Annotated in this window: 20 protein-coding genes; 9 read left to right on the top strand and 11 right to left on the bottom strand. The window is 71.4% G+C overall.

Features of this window, described 5'->3' with window-relative positions:
• Window positions 1–9 precede the first annotated feature (9 nt).
• Together NKJ47_RS01900 and NKJ47_RS01895 are read left to right on the top strand one after the other, a co-directional pair.
• Window positions 10–486: a hypothetical protein gene (locus NKJ47_RS01900; RefSeq protein WP_254459883.1), complete on the top strand. Its 477-nt coding sequence runs from the start codon at window positions 10–12 to the stop codon at window positions 484–486.
• A gap of 41 nt (window positions 487–527) precedes the next feature.
• On the top strand, window positions 528–1,007 hold the full coding sequence (locus tag NKJ47_RS01895) for a tRNA (cytidine(34)-2'-O)-methyltransferase (RefSeq protein WP_254459882.1): 480 nt from the start codon (window positions 528–530) through the stop codon (window positions 1,005–1,007).
• A gap of 42 nt (window positions 1,008–1,049) precedes the next feature.
• On the opposite strand, the gene NKJ47_RS01890 is transcribed toward NKJ47_RS01895, so the two are convergent.
• Window positions 1,050–1,739: a DUF1349 domain-containing protein gene (locus tag NKJ47_RS01890; RefSeq protein ID WP_254459881.1), complete on the bottom strand. Its 690-nt coding sequence runs from the start codon at window positions 1,737–1,739 to the stop codon at window positions 1,050–1,052.
• A gap of 148 nt (window positions 1,740–1,887) precedes the next feature.
• Between NKJ47_RS01890 and NKJ47_RS01885 the strand changes: the two genes are divergently transcribed.
• Window positions 1,888–2,430, top strand: coding sequence for a TetR/AcrR family transcriptional regulator (locus NKJ47_RS01885; RefSeq protein WP_254459880.1), 543 nt, complete (start codon window positions 1,888–1,890; stop codon window positions 2,428–2,430).
• Window positions 2,431–2,812: 382 nt separating this feature from the next.
• On the top strand, window positions 2,813–3,385 hold the full coding sequence (locus tag NKJ47_RS01880; RefSeq protein ID WP_010340063.1) for an Ax21 family protein: 573 nt from the start codon (window positions 2,813–2,815) through the stop codon (window positions 3,383–3,385).
• Between the two features lie 177 nt (window positions 3,386–3,562).
• On the opposite strand, the gene NKJ47_RS01875 is transcribed toward NKJ47_RS01880, so the two are convergent.
• From NKJ47_RS01875 to NKJ47_RS01855, 5 genes are all read right to left on the bottom strand, one after another.
• Window positions 3,563–4,588 carry an NAD(P)H-dependent glycerol-3-phosphate dehydrogenase gene (locus tag NKJ47_RS01875; RefSeq protein WP_254459879.1) on the bottom strand — a complete coding sequence of 342 codons (1,026 nt, stop codon included), beginning with the start codon at window positions 4,586–4,588 and terminating at the stop codon, window positions 3,563–3,565.
• Window positions 4,589–4,606: 18 nt separating this feature from the next.
• Complete coding sequence (gene secB / locus NKJ47_RS01870; RefSeq protein ID WP_017907745.1) at window positions 4,607–5,125, bottom strand: protein-export chaperone SecB; 519 nt, start codon at window positions 5,123–5,125, stop codon at window positions 4,607–4,609.
• 88 nt (window positions 5,126–5,213) lie between these two features.
• A complete protein-coding gene (locus NKJ47_RS01865; RefSeq protein ID WP_254459878.1) occupies window positions 5,214–5,648 on the bottom strand; it encodes a rhodanese-like domain-containing protein in 435 nt (144 codons plus the stop codon).
• Window positions 5,649–5,701: 53 nt separating this feature from the next.
• Complete coding sequence (locus tag NKJ47_RS01860; RefSeq protein ID WP_254459877.1) at window positions 5,702–6,121, bottom strand: hypothetical protein; 420 nt, start codon at window positions 6,119–6,121, stop codon at window positions 5,702–5,704.
• Between the two features lie 45 nt (window positions 6,122–6,166).
• Complete coding sequence (locus tag NKJ47_RS01855; protein WP_254459876.1) at window positions 6,167–6,637, bottom strand: YiiD C-terminal domain-containing protein; 471 nt, start codon at window positions 6,635–6,637, stop codon at window positions 6,167–6,169.
• Between the two features lie 42 nt (window positions 6,638–6,679).
• Between NKJ47_RS01855 and NKJ47_RS01850 the strand changes: the two genes are divergently transcribed.
• From NKJ47_RS01850 to NKJ47_RS01840, 3 genes are all read left to right on the top strand, one after another.
• Window positions 6,680–7,453, top strand: a complete 774-nt coding sequence (locus NKJ47_RS01850) for a uroporphyrinogen-III synthase (protein WP_429002476.1) — start codon at window positions 6,680–6,682, stop codon at window positions 7,451–7,453.
• Between the two features lie 113 nt (window positions 7,454–7,566).
• Complete coding sequence (locus tag NKJ47_RS01845) at window positions 7,567–8,547, top strand: uroporphyrinogen-III C-methyltransferase (RefSeq protein WP_254459874.1); 981 nt, start codon at window positions 7,567–7,569, stop codon at window positions 8,545–8,547.
• On the top strand, window positions 8,544–9,812 hold the full coding sequence (locus tag NKJ47_RS01840; RefSeq protein ID WP_254459873.1) for a heme biosynthesis HemY N-terminal domain-containing protein: 1,269 nt from the start codon (window positions 8,544–8,546) through the stop codon (window positions 9,810–9,812). The genes NKJ47_RS01845 and NKJ47_RS01840 overlap by 4 nt, the downstream gene beginning before the upstream one ends.
• A gap of 268 nt (window positions 9,813–10,080) precedes the next feature.
• Here the strand turns inward: NKJ47_RS01840 and NKJ47_RS01835 are convergent, their stop codons facing one another.
• Both NKJ47_RS01835 and NKJ47_RS01830 read right to left on the bottom strand, forming a co-directional pair.
• Window positions 10,081–10,650, bottom strand: a complete 570-nt coding sequence (locus NKJ47_RS01835) for a hypothetical protein (protein ID WP_254459872.1) — start codon at window positions 10,648–10,650, stop codon at window positions 10,081–10,083.
• Between the two features lie 176 nt (window positions 10,651–10,826).
• A complete protein-coding gene (locus tag NKJ47_RS01830; RefSeq protein WP_254459871.1) occupies window positions 10,827–12,107 on the bottom strand; it encodes an acetyl-CoA C-acetyltransferase in 1,281 nt (426 codons plus the stop codon).
• A 105-nt stretch (window positions 12,108–12,212) separates the two neighbouring features.
• Here NKJ47_RS01830 and NKJ47_RS01825 point away from each other — a divergent pair, with 105 nt between their 5' ends.
• Both NKJ47_RS01825 and NKJ47_RS01820 read left to right on the top strand, forming a co-directional pair.
• Window positions 12,213–13,100, top strand: a complete 888-nt coding sequence (locus NKJ47_RS01825) for a hypothetical protein (RefSeq protein WP_254459870.1) — start codon at window positions 12,213–12,215, stop codon at window positions 13,098–13,100.
• Between the two features lie 227 nt (window positions 13,101–13,327).
• Window positions 13,328–13,894 (top strand): NADAR family protein, encoded by a 567-nt coding sequence (locus tag NKJ47_RS01820; protein ID WP_254459869.1) that lies wholly within the window; start codon window positions 13,328–13,330, stop codon window positions 13,892–13,894.
• A 165-nt stretch (window positions 13,895–14,059) separates the two neighbouring features.
• On the opposite strand, the gene NKJ47_RS01815 is transcribed toward NKJ47_RS01820, so the two are convergent.
• The 3 genes from NKJ47_RS01815 to ntrC form a co-directional block, all read right to left on the bottom strand.
• Window positions 14,060–14,686 carry a superoxide dismutase family protein gene (locus NKJ47_RS01815; RefSeq protein ID WP_429002475.1) on the bottom strand — a complete coding sequence of 209 codons (627 nt, stop codon included), beginning with the start codon at window positions 14,684–14,686 and terminating at the stop codon, window positions 14,060–14,062.
• A gap of 78 nt (window positions 14,687–14,764) precedes the next feature.
• A complete protein-coding gene (locus tag NKJ47_RS01810) occupies window positions 14,765–15,340 on the bottom strand; it encodes a superoxide dismutase family protein (protein WP_254459867.1) in 576 nt (191 codons plus the stop codon).
• Between the two features lie 289 nt (window positions 15,341–15,629).
• Complete coding sequence (gene ntrC, locus NKJ47_RS01805; protein WP_254459866.1) at window positions 15,630–17,054, bottom strand: nitrogen regulation protein NR(I); 1,425 nt, start codon at window positions 17,052–17,054, stop codon at window positions 15,630–15,632.
• Window positions 17,055–17,060: the final 6 nt, after the last annotated feature.

Genomic DNA, 17,060 nt, shown 5'->3' with positions numbered 1-17,060 from the left:
AGGTCCGCCATGAAAACCACCACCCTGCTCCTGACCGCTGCCATCGCCGCCCTGTTCGCCGCGCCGTCCTTCGCCGCCGCGCCGATCGCCACCCTCGCGACCGTGCAGGTGCGTCCGTCGGCCGACCAGATCGCCCAGCGCGCCGCCGAACAGGCCAGCGGCATCGCCACCCTGGAGGCGGTGCAGGTGCGCCCCTCCGCCGAGCAGATCGCCCAGCGCGCGGCCGAACTGTCCAGCCACATCACCACCCTGGCCGCGGTGCAGGTGCGCCCGTCGGCCGAGCAGTTGGCCGAACGCGACATGGAACAGGCCGCCGGCCAGCACGTGGTGACCCTGGCCACCGTGCAGGTGCGTCCGGAGACGGACATGGGCAGCATGCTGGCGATCGGCGACGTGGTCGGCGAGACGCTGGACACCGCGATGCTGCAGTTGCAGCCGAGCCTGCAGAAGCTGAGCCAGAACCTGGCGGTCGGCCTGGTGCGCTGAACCAGCAGCAAGGCCTCCGCGCCGGCGCGTACACTGCGCCGATGATCGCGACCCCAACGCTGCACGTTCTGCTGTACCAGCCCGAAATTCCGCCCAACACGGGCAACGTCATCCGCCTCTGCGCCAATACCGGCGCGCAACTGCACCTGATCGAGCCGCTGGGCTTCGACCTCGGCGACCGCCAGCTCAAGCGCGCCGGCCTGGACTACCACGAATACGCCCGACTGCAGGTCCACGCGTCGCTGGACGCGGCCCTGCAGGCCATCGCCCCGCGCCGCCTGTTCGCCCTCAGCACCCGCAGCAGCACCCGCTACGACACGCCCGCCTTCGCCGACGGCGACGCCTTCCTGTTCGGCCCGGAAACCCGCGGCCTGCCCGACGCCGTGCTGGAGCAGGTGCCCGACGCGCAGCGCCTGCGCCTGCCGATGCAACCGCACAACCGCAGCCTCAACCTGTCCAACGCGGTCGCGGTGGTGGTGTTCGAGGCGTGGCGGCAACTGGGCTTTCCCGGCGCCGACTGAGCGCCGGCGGCGCCCGCCGGCACGCACTGGCGCCTGCGCGGATCAGGACAGGTCGTGCAGGTCCTTGCCCAGCGCCGGCCCCAGGCGCCAGTCGGAGAAGCGCACGGACAATCCCTCGCGCTCCGGCGTGCAGGTCATCGGGCCGACCAGATAGGTGGACGCGACCGGGAACGGACACAGCCGCACCAGCGGCCAGTACGTCCCGTCGCGCGAGACCTGCAGGCGCAACACCCCTTGGTCCACGGTGGCGCGCATCCAGAAGTCCGCGGCATCCGCGTCGTACGGGCCGGTGGCCCAGTCCGAGCGACCGTCGGTCATCACGCTGCTGAGCATCGGCCGGCCGTCGCTCAATTCGATGCCGGCCTTCACCCAGCGGCGCTCGTCGACCCGGACCATCAGGCCGGCCTGATCGTAGAGCTGCTCGAACCTGGCACGGACGCGCAGCTGGCAGGTGAAGCGCGCCGGCGCGGCGATACCCAGGAAATGCCCGCTGTCGCGGGTGAATCCGTAGTGGGTCTCGCGCCAGAAATCGCCGCCCTTGTCGGTGACGACCTCGAGCACGCCGCCGGGCAGGCGCCGATGGATCCTGGGCGCATTGAGCCACGTGCCCGCCTCCCAGCCGGAAGGCGCCGCGGCGCGCGTCCCGGTGGCCAGCGCGACGCCACCGGCGGCGAGCCCGCCCAGCGTCGCCCGGCGGCCGATATCCACGTCCCGCTCCCCGGCATTGGCCATCGCGCTGCTCCTCACGTCGCTGGTGGCGAGGCGCCATCGGGGCGATGGCTTTCATCGACCTCGTCGGCGAATTTGTACATCCGTACCAATTGAGGCGTCAACCGCGACCTGCGATCATCGGCCTTCGTCGAAACAGCGTTGGACAGGCATGAGCGGCAGGACCTGGCGCCAGGATCCGCACCGGAAGGAGGCGATCGAGCTGGCCGCGCTGCGGGTGATCCTGGACCACGGCGTCGCGGGCACCACCTTCCGCAAGGTCGCCGAGGAAGCCGGCGTTCCGCTCAGCGCCACCACCTACTACTTCGGCTCGATGCACGACCTGCTGGTGGCCGCGTTCACCCGGTTTTCCCAGGACGTGTCCAGCGACTTCGCCGCCGAGATCCGCGCCGCGCAGAGTCACGCGCAGGCCCTGGACGCGGTGGTGAACATCATCTTCGCCGAGGGAACCGCGTCCCCGCGCGTGTTGCTGCTGAGCTACGAACTGTATGCCTTCGCCCGCCGGCATCCGGAGATGACCGCGATCATGCGGCAGTGGATGGCCAGGAGCCGGGCGGCCCTGGAAACGCATTTCTCCGCCACGGCGTCCGCTGCCATCGATGCCTTCATCGAAGGCGCGACGATCCACCGCTCGGTGGTGCCGATGGGCAGGCAGCGCGTGCGCGAGGCGATAGAGAAGCTCGCCGCGCTGTAGACGGCGATGACGGGGCGGACTTGGAAATCGCGCTGTCCCCGGGCGAAGCACGGCCCCGATACGCCGCCGGGTTCTGCATGGTCATTGCGCCGGGGCGTCGCCGCACGGCGGTGCGCGCACGGATGGCCGGGCCGATCCGGCGCGCGGCGGACCACGAAACACGCGGCGGCTACGCATCATCGCCTCTGGTCAGCAGCGCTTTCGGGGGCGCTGTGAACTGCATCCCTACGACGCAGCGTCATTTCTGAACAGGGCGTTTAATTTATGTACTAGTCAGTTTGGGATTCAGGGCGAGTTCGGGTCGCTAACGGATAATTTACATATCGGCAGCGAACGGCCCCACGCCTCAGCGCCGACAAACCAATAACGAAGGTACCCGATTATGAAGACCTCTCTGCTTGCTCTCGGCCTCCTGGCCACCCTGCCGTTCGCCGCTTCGGCTGCCGAAGGCCTTTCCTACAACTACGTCGAGGGCGGCTACGTCAAGACCGACGCCAGCGGCGGCGACGCCGACGGCTGGGCCGTCAAGGGTTCCTACGCGTTCCACCCGAACTTCAGCGTGTTCGGCGACTTCAACCGCCAGAAGACCGATTTCGGCGACGTGCGCGTTGACCAGTGGCGCATCGGCGCCGGCTACAACCACGAGATCGCGACCAGCACCGACCTGGTGACCCGCGTTGCCTACAACCGCTTCGACCCGGAATACGGCACCAAGTTCAACGGCTGGAGCGCCGAAGCCGGTATCCGTACCGCGTTCAACCCGTACCTGGAAGTCTATGCGCTGGGCGGCTACGAAGACTACGCGAAGAAGGACGGCATCAATCCGGAAGGCCAGTTCTACGGCCGCCTGGGCGCCCAGGCCAAGCTGAACCAGAACTGGGGCCTCAGCGCCGACCTGAAGATGGACCGCCACGGCGACAAGGAATGGTTCGTCGGCCCGCGCTTCAGCTGGTAAGCGTTGCCTAGCGCCGCGCGCGTCGGCTCTCTCTCCCGCCGCACGCGGCTCGGAAAGCCCGGTCTCACGACCGGGCTTTTTTTTGTCCGTGCGTACCGGGCGTCGATGGCGCGTCGGCGTGCGAACACAAAAACGCCCGGGCAAGCCGGGCGTTTTAGTATGCGGCAGGTGGCCGGATCAACTGAACAGGGTAGTCGGGTACTCGGGCTTCTGTTCGCGCGCCAGCAATTGCTGCAGGCCGACCGCCGGGGTCAGTTCGCCGTGCAGGACCGCGCGCACCGCGTTGGAGATCGGCAGGTCGATGCCGTGGCGCTCGGCCTGGCGCATCACCTCGTCGGCGGTCTGCACCGACTCGACCACCTGGCCGATCGCGCGCACCGCCTCCTGCAGCGGCTGCCCACGGCCCAGCGCCAGGCCCAGCCGGCGGTTGCGCGACAGGTCGCCGGTGCAGGTGAGCACCAGGTCGCCCAGCCCGGCCAGGCCCATCAGGGTTTCCGGCTTGGCGCCGATCGCCGCGGCCAGCCGCAGCATCTCGTTGAGGCCGCGGGTGATCAGGCCGGCGCGGGCGTTGAGGCCCAGCTCCATGCCGTCGGCCACGCCGGTGGCCACCGCCAACACGTTCTTCATCGCCCCGCCCAGCTCGGCGCCGACCATGTCGTCGCCGGTGTAGGCGCGGAAGGTCGGGCCGTGCATCGCGTCGGCGACCTGCTGCGCGAACGCGGCATCGCCGTGCACGGTCACCGCGGTCGGCAGGTCCAGGGCCACTTCCTTGGCGAAGGACGGGCCGGTGACCACGGCCAGCGGCACGTCCTCGCCCAGGATTTCCTGCGCCACTTCGTGCAGGAAACGCCCGGACCCGGGCTCGAAGCCCTTGGTCGCCCAGGCCACGCCGGCCTGCGCCGGGCGCAGCGGCGCCAACTGGCGCAGGGTCTCGGTGAACGCATGCGACGGCACCACCACCAGGATCCAGTCGGCGCCGTCGATGGCCGCCGCCAGCTCGGTGGTCGCCTGCAAGCCCTCCGGCAGCGCGATCCCCGGCAGGTAGCGCGGGTTCTCGTGGCGCTGCCCGATGGCCTCGGCGACCGCGGCATCGCGGCCCCACAGCACGGTCGGATACCCGTGCCGTGCGGTCAGCGACGCCAGCGCCGTGCCCCAGGAGCCGGCACCGAGGACGGCGATCTTCTTCTTGGCGTTATCGCGCATGCGCAACGGCGGACGCGCTCAGGCGTTGCCGGCCGGCTCCGAATCGGCCAGCGACTGGCCCTCGCCCTGCTGCGCGCGCTGGCGCAGGGTCTCGGCGTACAGGGCCTCGAAGTTGATCGGCTGCAGGAAGAACGGCGGGAAGCCGCCGGCCTGGATCAGGTCGCTGACCAGCGAGCGCACGTACGGGAACAGGATGCTCGGGCACTGGGTGCCGAGCAGCACGTCCACCGCCTGCGGGTCCAGGCCGACCAGGCCGAACACGCCGGCCTGCTGCACTTCGGCCACGTAGGCGGTCTTGCCGCCGGCGGTGCAGGTCAGGGTCACGGCCAGCACCACTTCGAAGGCCTGCTCGTTGAGCTGCTGCACGCGCTGGTTGAGGTTGAGCTGCAGTTCCGGCTGCGCGTTGTCGTTGAACACCGACGGCGCGTTGGGGGACTCGAAGGACACGTCCTTGACGTAGATCTTCTCGATGGTGAAAGCGGGGCCGGCCGCGGCGTCGGCCGGCGCCGCGGCGCCGTTGTTGGTGAGGTCGGACATTGCTTGACTCCGGTGGATTCGGTGACAGAAAGAAACGGGATTATCACACGCCGGCCGCGCCCCTCGAGGCCGCGCCGGACGCGGTGTCTCAGCGGCCCTTGACCAGCGGCAGCTCGGCCTGCTGCCAGGCGGCGATGCCGCCCTCCAGCACGTAGACCTGCTCGAAGCCGGCCTTCTTCAGCTGCTTGGCGGCGCCGTCGGCGGTGGTGCCGGTGCGGCACACCAGCACCACCGGCTGCGCCTTGGCGTTGGCCACCAGCTTGTGCTCGGGACCGAACTGGCTGGCGGTGGCGTTGCGGCTGCCGGCGATGTGACCCTTCTCGAAGTCGGCCGCGGCCGACAGGTCGACCAGCACCGCGTTGCCGGCGTTGATCAGGCGGGTCAGCTCGGCCGGCCGCAGGCTCTTGTAGCCACGGAACAGGCGCGCCACTTCGGTGACGATCAGGGCGATGGTCAGGCCCACCAGGGCCAGGGCCAGCATCGGGTTGCGGCCAGCGAAGGCCAGCAGTTCTTCGAAGTTCACGGGACTCGGGGGCGGGAAGCGGGCGCCGATTGTCGCACAGCTCGGCGACCGCGCTACTGGCCGTTCCACAGGTCCGGCAGGCCGTCCTGCAGCCACCAGGTCTTGGCCTCGGGGTCCCAGCGCCAGCGCTCGCGGTAGCGGACGATGCGCTCGGCCTGGGTATTGCGGTTGATCACGCCCAGCTCGATCTCGCGCAGCGCCTGGCCGTCGCCGACCGCGGCAGCGCCGACCTTGTAGGAAGACACCTGGATCTGCCGGTAGCGCTCCAGTTGCAGGTCGGTCAGCGGGTGCGCCAGGCGATAGGCCGGATCCACCGCCTGCCAGGCGGTTTCGAACTCGCTCCAGCGGACCGCGGCGGCATAGGCGGTCTGCAGGTCGTCGAGCTTGCGCTGTTGCGCGCGGCTGCCGGCCACGGCCGCGCCGGTGCAGCCCAGCAGCAACAGCAGCGCGAGCGCGCGGAACATCGAAGACATGGCAGGGTCCGGGTGGCGGCGCGCGGGGCGCGCGATCCGCGCATCCTACCCTTTGGCGATGGCCACGAAGCGACCGCTGAGGGTGGCCGCCGCCGCCGCGCCGGGCGCACCGACCTGGGCCTGGATGCCGATGCGGGCGCGGCCGCGCTGGCGGAAGGTGTTCACGAACACCTCCCAGTCGCCCGCCGCGTCGGCATTGGCCTGGGCGTGCAGGTCGGCGTACAGCGGCGCCAGGTAGCGCACCTGGCTGTCGGCGACGTAGACGTCGGCCTGCAGGCCGGCGCGGTGCAGCTCGCAGTTGATCAGCCCCCAGCCGGCCAGGGTCATCACCGAGCCCAGGCTGCCGCCGAAGGCGTTGCCCTTGTCGTTGATGTTGGCCGCCAGCGGCGCGACCACGTGCAGGCGCTGGTCGGCATAGCGGTCCAATGCGACCTGCAGCGCCGCCACCGGCGGCATGGCCTGAAACTGCCGTTGCAACTGCTGCAGAAACGCCTCGAAGGAAAGATCCGCTGCCATGGTGCGATTGTGCTGCCGGTGGGGGCTCGCATAATGCCTGGCATGAGCGCGCATGCAACCGCCGCCCCGGCCTGGACCCTGATCTCGCTGCGCCCGCAGGGCGAGCACGCGCCGCTGCGGCGGGCCGCGGCGCGCTGCGGTGGACGGGTGCTGGCGGTGTCGCCATGGCGGCTGCGCCCGCGCGCCGATCCCGCCACCCGCGCGGCCCTGGCCGCGGCGCTGGACGCGCCGCGGGTCATCGTCAGCAGCCCGGCCGCGGTACGCGCGGCGGCGGCGCTGCAGCCGCTGGCGGCACGCCCTGGCCAGTGCTGGCTGGCGGTGGGCGCGGGCACGGCGCGGGCGTTGCGCCAGCACGGCGTGGCCGACGTGGCGACACCGTCGCGGATGGACAGCGACGGCCTGCTGGCGCTGCCGGAACTGGCGGCACCCGCCCTGCCGGTAGGACTGATCACCGCCCCCGGCGGGCGCGGGCTGATCGCCGCGCACCTGCAGGCGCGCGGTACGCCGCTGCTGCGGGCCGATGTGTACGTACGCGAACCGGTGCGGCTGCGCCCGGCCGGCCTCGCCCGCCTGCGTGCGGCCGCACCCGGGGTGTTGGCGCTGAGCAGCGGCGAGGCGCTGCAGCACGTGCTGGCGCAGTTGCCCGAGGATCTGGCGCAGGCCTGGCGCGCGCGACCGGTGGTCGCGGCCAGTGCGCGCCTGGCGGCCCTGGCCGCGGACCTTGGCTTCGTCGACGTCGCGCAGGCGGCCGGGCCGATGCCGCAGCACCTGGTCGCTGCCGCGGCGGCGATCGTGACGCGCTCGCCACCTCGCTGAACGCGGGCCGGTGCCCGGGTTGCAGCCACGGTGCCGCTCACGCCATGCTCCGGCGGTGCCGCGCCGCCCGCCGCCTTGCTCGCGACGGGCGACGAACCCCCAGGACGCTGCCGATGACCGACGAAATCCCGATCACGCCTCGCCGTTCCACGCGCTGGATCTGGTTGCTGCTGGTGCTCGCCACGCTGGCGGCGTTGGCGTTCGCCGGCTGGCGTGGCTGGGACTGGTGGCAGGCGCACAGCGCGCGCGAACTGGCCCAGCAGTCGGACCTGCAGCAGCAACTGCAGGCCTTGCAGCAGGCCCAGGACAGCCTGCGCCGCGACCAGCGCGCCACCGCGCAGCGGCTGCAGGACGCGGCCAGCACCAACCGCGTGCTGCGCGACGAGATGCTCGGCCTGAGCCAGCGCAGCGCGCTGCTGGAGGCCAATGTCGCCAAGCTCGCCGATTCCAACCGCCACGGCGCGCAGGCGCTGCGCCTGGACGAGGTCGAACTGCTGCTCAACCAGGGCCAGCAGCGGCTGCTGCTGGCCGGCGACGCGGCCGGAGCGCGGCGCGCCTACGCCCTGGCCAGCGGCGTGCTGGACGGTATCGACGATCCGCAATTCCTCAACCTGCGGCAGGCGCTGCTGCAGGAGCGCACCGCCCTGGATGCGCTGGGCGACGGGCCGCAGGCACGCCTGGCGGCGCAACTGGATGCCTTCGCCGCCAGCCTGTCCACGTTGCCCACGCAACTGCCGGAGAGCGCGCAACAGCCGCTGTGGCAGCGCCTGCTGGCGCCGCTGGTCAAGATCCGTCCTTCGCAAGGCGGCGTGCTGGCCGCCGGCTCGGAGCGCGTCGCCGCCCACGATGCGCTGCAGCTCGACCTGACCCTGGCGCGCGCGGCGCTGGAACGCGGCGACACGCGCGGCTATCGCAGCGCGCTGGGCGATGCCGGGCGCTGGCTGGCGCGGCTGTGGCCGGAGTCGCCGCAGCTGCGCGAACGCCGCGCCGCGCTGCGCACCCTGGCCAACGCCGATCTGCGCCCGACCATTCCCGAACTCGGCACCACCCTGCAGCAGTTGCGCGCGATGCGCGACGCAAGGAGCCCGTCATGAAATCGCTTCGTTCCCTGATCGTGCTGTTGATCGTCATCGCGCTGGGCGTGATCGGTGCGCAATGGCTGGGACAGGACCCGGTGCGCCAGCTGGGCGAGGTGATCGTGCGCATCGGCGGCACCGACTACATCGCCTCGCTGCCGCAGGCCTCGCTGCTGCTGGTGATCGCGTTCCTGGCGCTGTGGCTGCTGTGGAACGTGCTGAGCTTTCCGTTCCGCGCCTGGGGCCGGCGCCGCCGCAAGCAGTCGCGCGCGCGCCTGCTCGATGGCCTGGCCGCCGCCCATGCCGGCCAGTGGACGCGGGCCGAGAAGCAACTCAATGCCGCCGCGGAGGATCCGGAGGTCAGCGCCATCGCCCTGATCGCCGCGGTGCGCGCGGCCGATGCGCGCGGCGACCGCGAGGCGACCGAGCGCCACCTGCGGCGCCTGGCCGAACGCGATGCCGCCGCGCATGCGCTGCTGCAGGCCGAACTGCACCTGGAGCAGCAGCGCCCGGTCGATGCGATCAATGCGCTGGACGTGGCCGCGGCGCAGCCGCTGCCGCCGCGCGGACTGTTGCTGCGCACCGAGGCGCTGACCCGCATCGGCCGCGCCGGCGAGGCCTACGGCCAGCTCGGCGCGATCCGCCAGCAGCAGGCCTTGCCGCTGGAGGCGATCACCACGCTGGAAACGCGCCTGGCCGCGGCTTCGCTGGACCAGGCCGCCGATGCCAATGCCCTGGCCGAGCGTTGGGAGAGCCTGCCCAAATCGCTGCGCAGCGAGCCGACGGTGGTCGCCGCCTATGCGGTGCGCGCGGCGGCGCTGCGCTGGGACGATGCGGCGCTGCGCAGCCTGGAACAGGCCCTGGACACGCGCTGGGACGAAGGCCTGGCCGCGCTGTACGGACGCCTGCCGGTCGAGAAGTACGACTCGCGCCGCGCCAGTGCGCAGCGCTGGCTGCAGGCGCATCCGGACAGCCCGGCGCTGCTGCTGACCCTGGCGCGCCTGGCCCGCCACCAGCAGCAATGGCCGCAGGCCGAGGAATTCCTGCACCGCGCGCTGGCGCTCGGCGCCGGCGCCGAGGCCTGGGAGGTATTCGGCGACGGCTACGCCGACGCCGGCGACATGCTCGCGGCGCAACGCTGCTACGCCAATGCGCTGCGCGTGCAGCGCGGCGAGCCCACCCAGCCGCTGCCGGAACCGGTCGCGCCGGTGACCGCGATCGCGCCGGAGCCGGGCAGTACGGAACGCCGCGACGAGCATGGGTTTCCGCGTCTGCAGGACTGAGCGCGGGACACACAGGGGAAGAAGAGCGGCTTCAGTGCACCTCGAATACCCTGCTTTCGCCACGCATGACGCTGTCTCGTAGGAGCGGTTTCAGCCGCGACGGGCGTTCCCGGTAAGCCCGTCGCGGCTGAAGCCGCTCCTACGCGGTCCCCGCGAGACCGCTCTGCGGCACCGCGGTTCCGTTGCAAAAGCGCGTCACGGAGATCGCTGGACGCAACTGCGCCTCGTGCACCGATCAACGCCCGGACAGCAAGCCGCGTCCACCGGCTCAGCGCCGCAAATAGGGCGGCAGCATCGGCAGGCGCGCCAGGAACTCCGGCGCCAGGCCCTTGTAGCGCGCATAGCGCTCGTCCATCCGCCGCGGCACCAGGATGCGCGCACCGAACATGCCCCAGATCAGCATGACCAGGAACACCGCCGTTCCCACCCCGAACCCGAGATCGCCGCCAATGGCGAATCCCAGCAGCGGAGCGGCAACGAAGGCGCCCACCCCCAGCAGGATGAACCGGATGCGTCGGCGCCGATGCTCTGCGCACATCCCGAGCACGTGGCTGCTGCGCTTGCGTGCGACCAGCGCCGCGATCGCATAGACCAGGATGCTCACCAGGATCAGCACGTACCAGCCCGGCGCGTGCCAGTAGAAGGTGCGCTTCTTCAGCTCGTCGTTGCGTAGCGCCACCCCGCACTTCACGCAGTGCGGCGGGAACGGCGTATCGCGCAGGCACAACAGCTCGTTGCCATCGCGCCACAGCGTCTCGCCCGGCAACGGCGGCGGCTGGCTGGACGGCGTGGCGACGCTTGGCGCCTGGTACGGATTGAAACTGCCCTGCTCGGTCATGGCCTGCGCCCCCTGCGCACCGTGGCGCCCGCGTGGCGCGGGCGACTCCGGGGCATGGTAGCGCGACGGAAGCGGCGCGATCAGCGCCGGCGGCGCAACCGTGCAAGGACCGGTGGTCGCGCCGGGGCGCCCAGCGGGGGGCGGTCGCACGCGTGCGTGCACGCGCGCGGCCAGGCTCAGCGTTCGACGATCGCCACCACGCCCATGCCGCCGGCGGTGCAGATCGAGATCAGCGCGCGGCCGCCGCCGCGTTCGACCAGCTGCTTGGCGACAGTGGCGACGATACGCGCGCCGGTCGCGGCGAACGGATGGCCGGTGGCCAGCGACGAGCCCAGCGGGTTGATCTTGGCCGGGTCGATCTGCCCCAGCGGCGCGTCCAGGCCCAGCCGGGTGCGGCAGTAGTCCTCGCTCTCCCAGGCGCGCAGGGTGCACAGCACCTGCGCGGCGAAGGCCTCGTGGATCTCGTAGATGTCGAAGTCCTGAAGGCGCAGGCCATGGCGCTTGAGCATCTCCGGCACGGCCACGGTCGGCGCCATCAGCAGGCCTTCGCCGTGCACGAAATCCACCGCCGACACCTGCGCATCGCGCAGGTAGGCCATCGGCGCATGGCCGTGCGCCTGCGCCCATTCTTCCGAGGCCAGCAGCACTGCGGCGGCGCCATCGGTCAGCGGGGTCGAGTTGGCCGCGGTCAGGGTGCCGCGGCCGCTGACCTTGTCGAAGGCCGGCTTCAGCGTGGCCAGCTTCTCCAGCGAGGTGTCCGGACGCAGGATGTTGTCGCGCTCCACGCCGCGGAACGGCGCGATCAGGTCGGCGAAGAAGCCGCGCTCGTAGGCGGCGGCCAGCTTGTGGTGCGAGGACACCGCCCAGGCGTCCTGCGAATCGCGCGAGATGTTCCACTGCTTGGCCATGTCCTCGCAGTGGTCGCCCATGCTCTTGCCGGTGCGCGGCTCGGCCACGCCCGGGAACTCGGGCTTGAGCTCGGCGAACTTGAAGCCGCGGGTCAGCGCGCGCAGCTTGTCGCCGGCGCTCTTGGCGCGGTTGGCCGCCAGCAGCCGCGCGCGCAGCTTCTTGCCGTAGACGATCGGCACTTCGGAGGTGGTGTCCGAGCCGCCGCCGATGCCCGACTCGATCTGCCCCAGCGCGATCTTGTTGGCCACGGTGATGACGCTGTCCAGGCTGGTGCCGCAGGCGCGCTGCAGGGTGATGCCCGGGGTCAGCGGCGACAGCCCGGAGGACAGCGCGGCCTCGCGGCCCAGGTTCCAGTCGCTGGAATGCTTGATCACCGCACCCATCGCCACTTCGCCAAGCTGCTGCCCGTGCAGGCCGTAACGCTCGACCAGCGCGCCCAGCGTGCGCACCGACATGCCGAGGTTCCCGACATCCGCGTACGCCGTGTTCTGCCGGCAAAACGGAATGCGGACGCCGCCGAGGATGGCGACGGGACGGGCTGCTGGCATGGGATTACCTCGCGCGAGGGGAGTCGGGGACATGGCCTGCACGTTAGCGCAGGCATAATGAAGCGAGTGTAGCTATGCGCCCGCGACGGGCCAACCGCCAATCCCATGACCCAAGCCTTCGCCAACAGCCACGCCCGCGGGGTGATCGCCCTGGAACTGTCCTCCGGGCGCGAACCGGCGCATCCGGCGCTGCCGCACGCGCAGGCCGCCGAACTGGCCGAGAAGGTCGGCCGCGACCTGGCGCAACTGGTACCGGCGGTGCGCGAGCTGGAGCTGAGCCTGGCCGGCGCGCATTTCGACCCGGCCGAGGCGCTGCGCCCGGGCTGGCCGCTGCACCGGCGCCTGGAGGAACTCGGGGCCCGGGCGCCGGGCCGCGCCGACGGCCCACGCCTGCTGGCCTTCGGCACCGATGCCGACGGCAGCGTGCCATTGCCGTTCCAGGCCGACGCCGGCCTGCGTGGCGGCGCGCTGCGGATCGTGCCGTTCCTGCTCAGCGGCCCCGACCACACCGTGCAGGCGGTGGCCGCGGCGCTGGAGGAGGTGCTGCTGGCCCAGGGCATGGCCCAGGCCGACACCGCGCTGCTGGCGCAGCAGGGTTTCGGCGCGCAGATCGAGCATGCCCGCTACCTCACCGGCAACGACCTGGCGGCGATGATGTCGATGCAGTACGACAACCAGGGCCTGGCGCCGCTGTGGCCGCTGATCGAGACCGCGCTGCTGGCGCCGGACCAGGAAGAATGGCTGCAGGCCCCGCCCGAGCCGCTGCTGCGCTACCGCGGCGGCGAGGTGCGCATGGCCCTGTTCGATCCGGCCAGCTGGTGCGCGCACTACGCCTACGACCGCCAGGACTGCGAGCGCCTGCAGCGGGTCTACGAGCAGTATCTGGCACGGCAGCGGCAACTGGCCGCGGTGCTGGAAGCCCACGGCCTGCCGGTGCTGTACGTGCACTGCGAGAGCGGGCAGGACGCGAAGCAGGCGTTGCTGGCGGCCTGAGCGGCGTCGGCACGGCTACCGGCGCTTGCATCGCCCGGCCGGAGCGAGCGCGCCGGCATGCGCTTCGAGCCGGTGCGCGATTCGTACAGAGTGCGATGCCGGTTCTGCTTCAGGCCTGCCATGGCGACATGCAGTGGGACACCGGCGTGTTTCATCATCCGCGGCACTGTCTGAGCACCGTGGCGTCGCAGCGGTGCGCAGACGCTTGATTCTGAGCGAGAGCATCCATGCAAAACGTGTTGACGGTGGAAGCGCTGTGCGCAAGCCGGCACGCGGGCGAACACCTCAAGTTCGTCCACTTCTGGGGGCACACGCCGAAGCAGCCCGGCCTTATCGACCGTAGCTGCTTCAGCCAATGGTTCGAAGCGCCTTTTGTGCTCGATTCGGTGTCTTACCCGACGGCCGAGCACTACATGATGGCCGGCAAGGCGCGGCTATTCGGCGATCACGCAGCCTGCGCCCGCATTCTGGCCGCAGCGCACCCCGGGGAGGCCAAGGCGATCGGGCGGGAGGTCCACGGTTTCGATGAATTCACCTGGCGCAGTGCCCGCATGCAGTTGGTCATCGAGGGCAACGTGGGCAAGTTCGGTCAGCATGCAGCGCTGAGAGCGTTCCTGCTGGGGACCGGGGATCGTGTGCTGGTCGAGGCGAGTCCGGTCGACCGGATCTGGGGCATCGGCTTGGCGGCGGACGACCCGCGCGCAGTCGATCCTACGATGTGGCAGGGTGAAAACCTGCTGGGCTTCGCCCTGATGCAGGTCCGCCAACAGCTAGAGGAATCCGGTCGTCCCTGATCGCAACGGGCGAGCCGGCCGACGCGTCATTGGACCGCGATTTGTCCCGCCTCAAGCCGGTTCCCGGATCTCAGCAGCGTTTGGGCACGTTGCCGTCCAAGGCCCGCAGTGCCGACGCCCGCAACGCGGACGCCGGCAGCGTGACGTGACGGCATTCGCGCCCGCTTACTGCGCCGGCGCAGCCGCCGCGTCGCCCTTGATCACGCCGCAGGCCAGGCGGCCGCCGGCGTTGCCGGTGGGCTGGCTCTTGTAGTCGTCCGGGTCGGCGTGGACGATCACCGCGTGGTTGAGGATGTCGAAGCCGTCGCCCTTGCCGATGTTGACGTTGTTGGACACCGCCGCATCGATGGTCGCCTTGCCCTCGGCGTCGGCCTTGAGGTTCGGCATGTCGCCGCCGTGGTGCGGATCGCTGCCGACCTGGCCGTGCTCGGTCTTGGCCGGGTTGAAGTGGCCGCCGGCGCTGCTGCCGTCGGGCGCGCTGCAATCGCCGAACTCATGGATGTGGAAGCCGTGCTCGCTGTTGGGCTTGAGCCCGGTGATGGTGCCGGTGACGTGCACGGCGCCGTCGACGGTGGTGAACTTGACCTCGCCGGCCACCGCGTTGCCCTGAGTCGGGCTGAGCGAGGCGCTGGCACTGCCGGTGGCGTTGGGGGCGGCCGGCGGCGCGCTGGCCGCGGGTGCGGCGACGGGTTCGGGGGTCGGCGCCGGCGTGGCCGCCGGTTCGTCGCGCTTGCAGGCGCTCAGCGCCAGGGTGGTGGCCAGGAACAGCAGACTGGGAAGGGTACGACGCACGGGGTTCTCCTTCATTACAGAGCCGCAGGATGCGGACGGACCTCCCAGGCGGACCCGGGCGGAAGTAGCGATGCGATGTCAGCGCAGCGGGCGGATCACGCCGCAGGCCACGCGCGCGCCGGCGTTGCCGGCCGGCTGGCTGCGGTAGTCGTCCGGATCGGCATGCGCGACCAGTGCGCGGCCGACGATGTCGTTGGCGGCGCCGCCGCCGAGCACCACGCCGCGCAACAGCACGTCGACCTGGGCGGTGCCGTCGGCATTGGCGGTGAGGTTGTCCATGTCGCCGGCGTGGTGCGGGCCGTTGCCGGCGCGGCCATGCGGCGCGCCGAGCGGATTGAAGTGGCCGCCGGCGCTGCTGGCATCGGCCGCGCTGCAGTCGCCGCGCTCGTGCACGTGGAAGGCGAAGCTGCGGTTGGGTTGCAGGCCGCCGAGCGTACCGGTGATACGCACGCCGCCGGGGGCGGCGACCAGGGAAAGCTTGCCGCTGACCAGGCTGCCGGACGCCGGCGCCAGCACGGCCTGTGCCTGCTGCACAGTGCCGGCGCTGGACAGCGGCGGCGCCTTGGGCGGCGGCGGCGGGGCCTTGGGCGGCGCGCTGCTGCACGCGGCCAGCATCAGCAGGGCGCTCGCGGCGAGGGGCAATCCGTAACGCATCGACATCGACTCCTGTGTCAGGACGAAATTAGAGGGGCAGCCGTGCAGACCTCATGAAGGCGCACGGCGTGCAGTCTAGTCGGGTGGGATTGGGGATTGGGGATTGGGGATTGGGGATGACCAGCCTGCGGCTGTTGAGAACCGGGATTCGCGAAAGCGTAACGCCATGTAGCTCGGCGCAATGCCCTGTCAGGCACACCGCAGCAAGGGTTTCATGCAGCGGGCGACGCCCGCCCGCAAGGGACCTCGCCGTTGCGAATCCCCAATCCCGACTCCCCAATCCCGCCCCTCAGCGGCGCCGCCGCCCCGGCCCCAGCTTGCGGGTGACGGTGTTGCGGCCCACGCCCAGGCGCGCGGCGGCTTCGGCGCGGCGGCCCTGGGTGAAGCGCAGGGCCACTTCCAGCAGCGCCTTGTCGAAACGCTCGCGGGCCTCGGCATGCAGGCCCTCGGCGCCGTCGGCCAGGCGCTGCTGCGCCCAAGCCGACAGCTGCGTGTCCCACTCGCCGCCGTCGCCGCTGCGTTCGCGGCGGCTGCCGCGCAGCAGCGCCGCTTCGACGTCGCCGGCGTCGATGATCTCCGCCGGCGCCAGCGCGGCCAGGCGCCAGCACACGTTCTCCAGCTCGCGCACATTGCCCGGCCACGGATAGGCGCGCAGCGCGTCCAGCGCCGCCGGCGCCAGCCGCTTGGGCGGGGTGTCGAGCTTGCGCGCGGCCATCGCCAGGAAGTTCTCGGCCAGCTGCGGCACGTCGGCGCGGCGCTCGCGCAGCGGCGGCAACTGCAGCCGCACCACGTCCAGGCGGTGCAGCAGGTCGGCGCGGAAGCGGCCCTGTTCGACCAGCGCCTCCAGATCCTGGTGGGTGGCGGCGATGACCCGCACGTCGACCCGGATCAGTTCGCGGCCGCCGACGCGGAAGAATTCGTTCTCGGCCAGCACGCGCAGCAGCCGGGTCTGCAGCGGCAGCGGCATGTCGCCGATCTCGTCGAGGAACAGGGTGCCGCCGTCGGCCTGCTCGAAGCGGCCGATGTGGCGGCGCTGCGCGCCGGTGAAGGCGCCGGCCTCGTGGCCGAACAGTTCGCTCTCCAGCAGTTCGGCCGGGATCGCGGCGGTGTTGAGCGCCACGAACGGCTTGCGCGCGCGCGGCGACTCGGTGTGCAGCGCGTGCGCGACCAGCTCCTTGCCGGTGCCGGTCTCGCCGTTGATCAGCACCGACAGCGGCGCCTGCGCCAGCCGGCCGATGGCGCGGAACAGCGCGCGCATCGCCGGGGTGTCGCCGATCAGTTCGGTGCTGCCCTGCCCGGCCGGCGCCGCCGCCGGCGCCGCGGCACTGCCGGCATCGGGCAGCGCGCGCGCGGCCAGCGCCACCGCGTCGTCCAGGTCGAAGGGCTTGGACAGGAACTCGTGGGCGCCGCCGCGGAACGCGCCGGCGGTGCTGGCCACGTCGGTGTAGGCGGACATCACGATCACCGGCAGTTGCGGATGCGCGGCCTTGAGCTTGTCCAGCAGCACCAGGCCATCGTCGCCGGGCATGCGCACGTCGGTGAACAGCAGGTCGGGCATGGGCCGCTGCGCCAGCGCCTGCAGCGCGGCGGCGGCGCTGTCGAAGCCGTCGACGCTGTAGCCGGCATCGCGCAGGGCGGTGGACAGCACGAAGCGCACCGAACGGTCGTCGTCGACCACCCAGATACGTTGCGTTCCTTGCAGGGAGTCGGTCATCGCAGT

Origin of the sequence: Xanthomonas sacchari, from assembly GCF_024266585.1 — a bacterium.
Lineage (GTDB): Bacteria > Pseudomonadota > Gammaproteobacteria > Xanthomonadales > Xanthomonadaceae > Xanthomonas_A > Xanthomonas_A sacchari_C.
The sequence above is the reverse complement of the archived record's forward strand: the minus strand, read 5'-3'. Positions and strand labels throughout refer to the sequence as shown.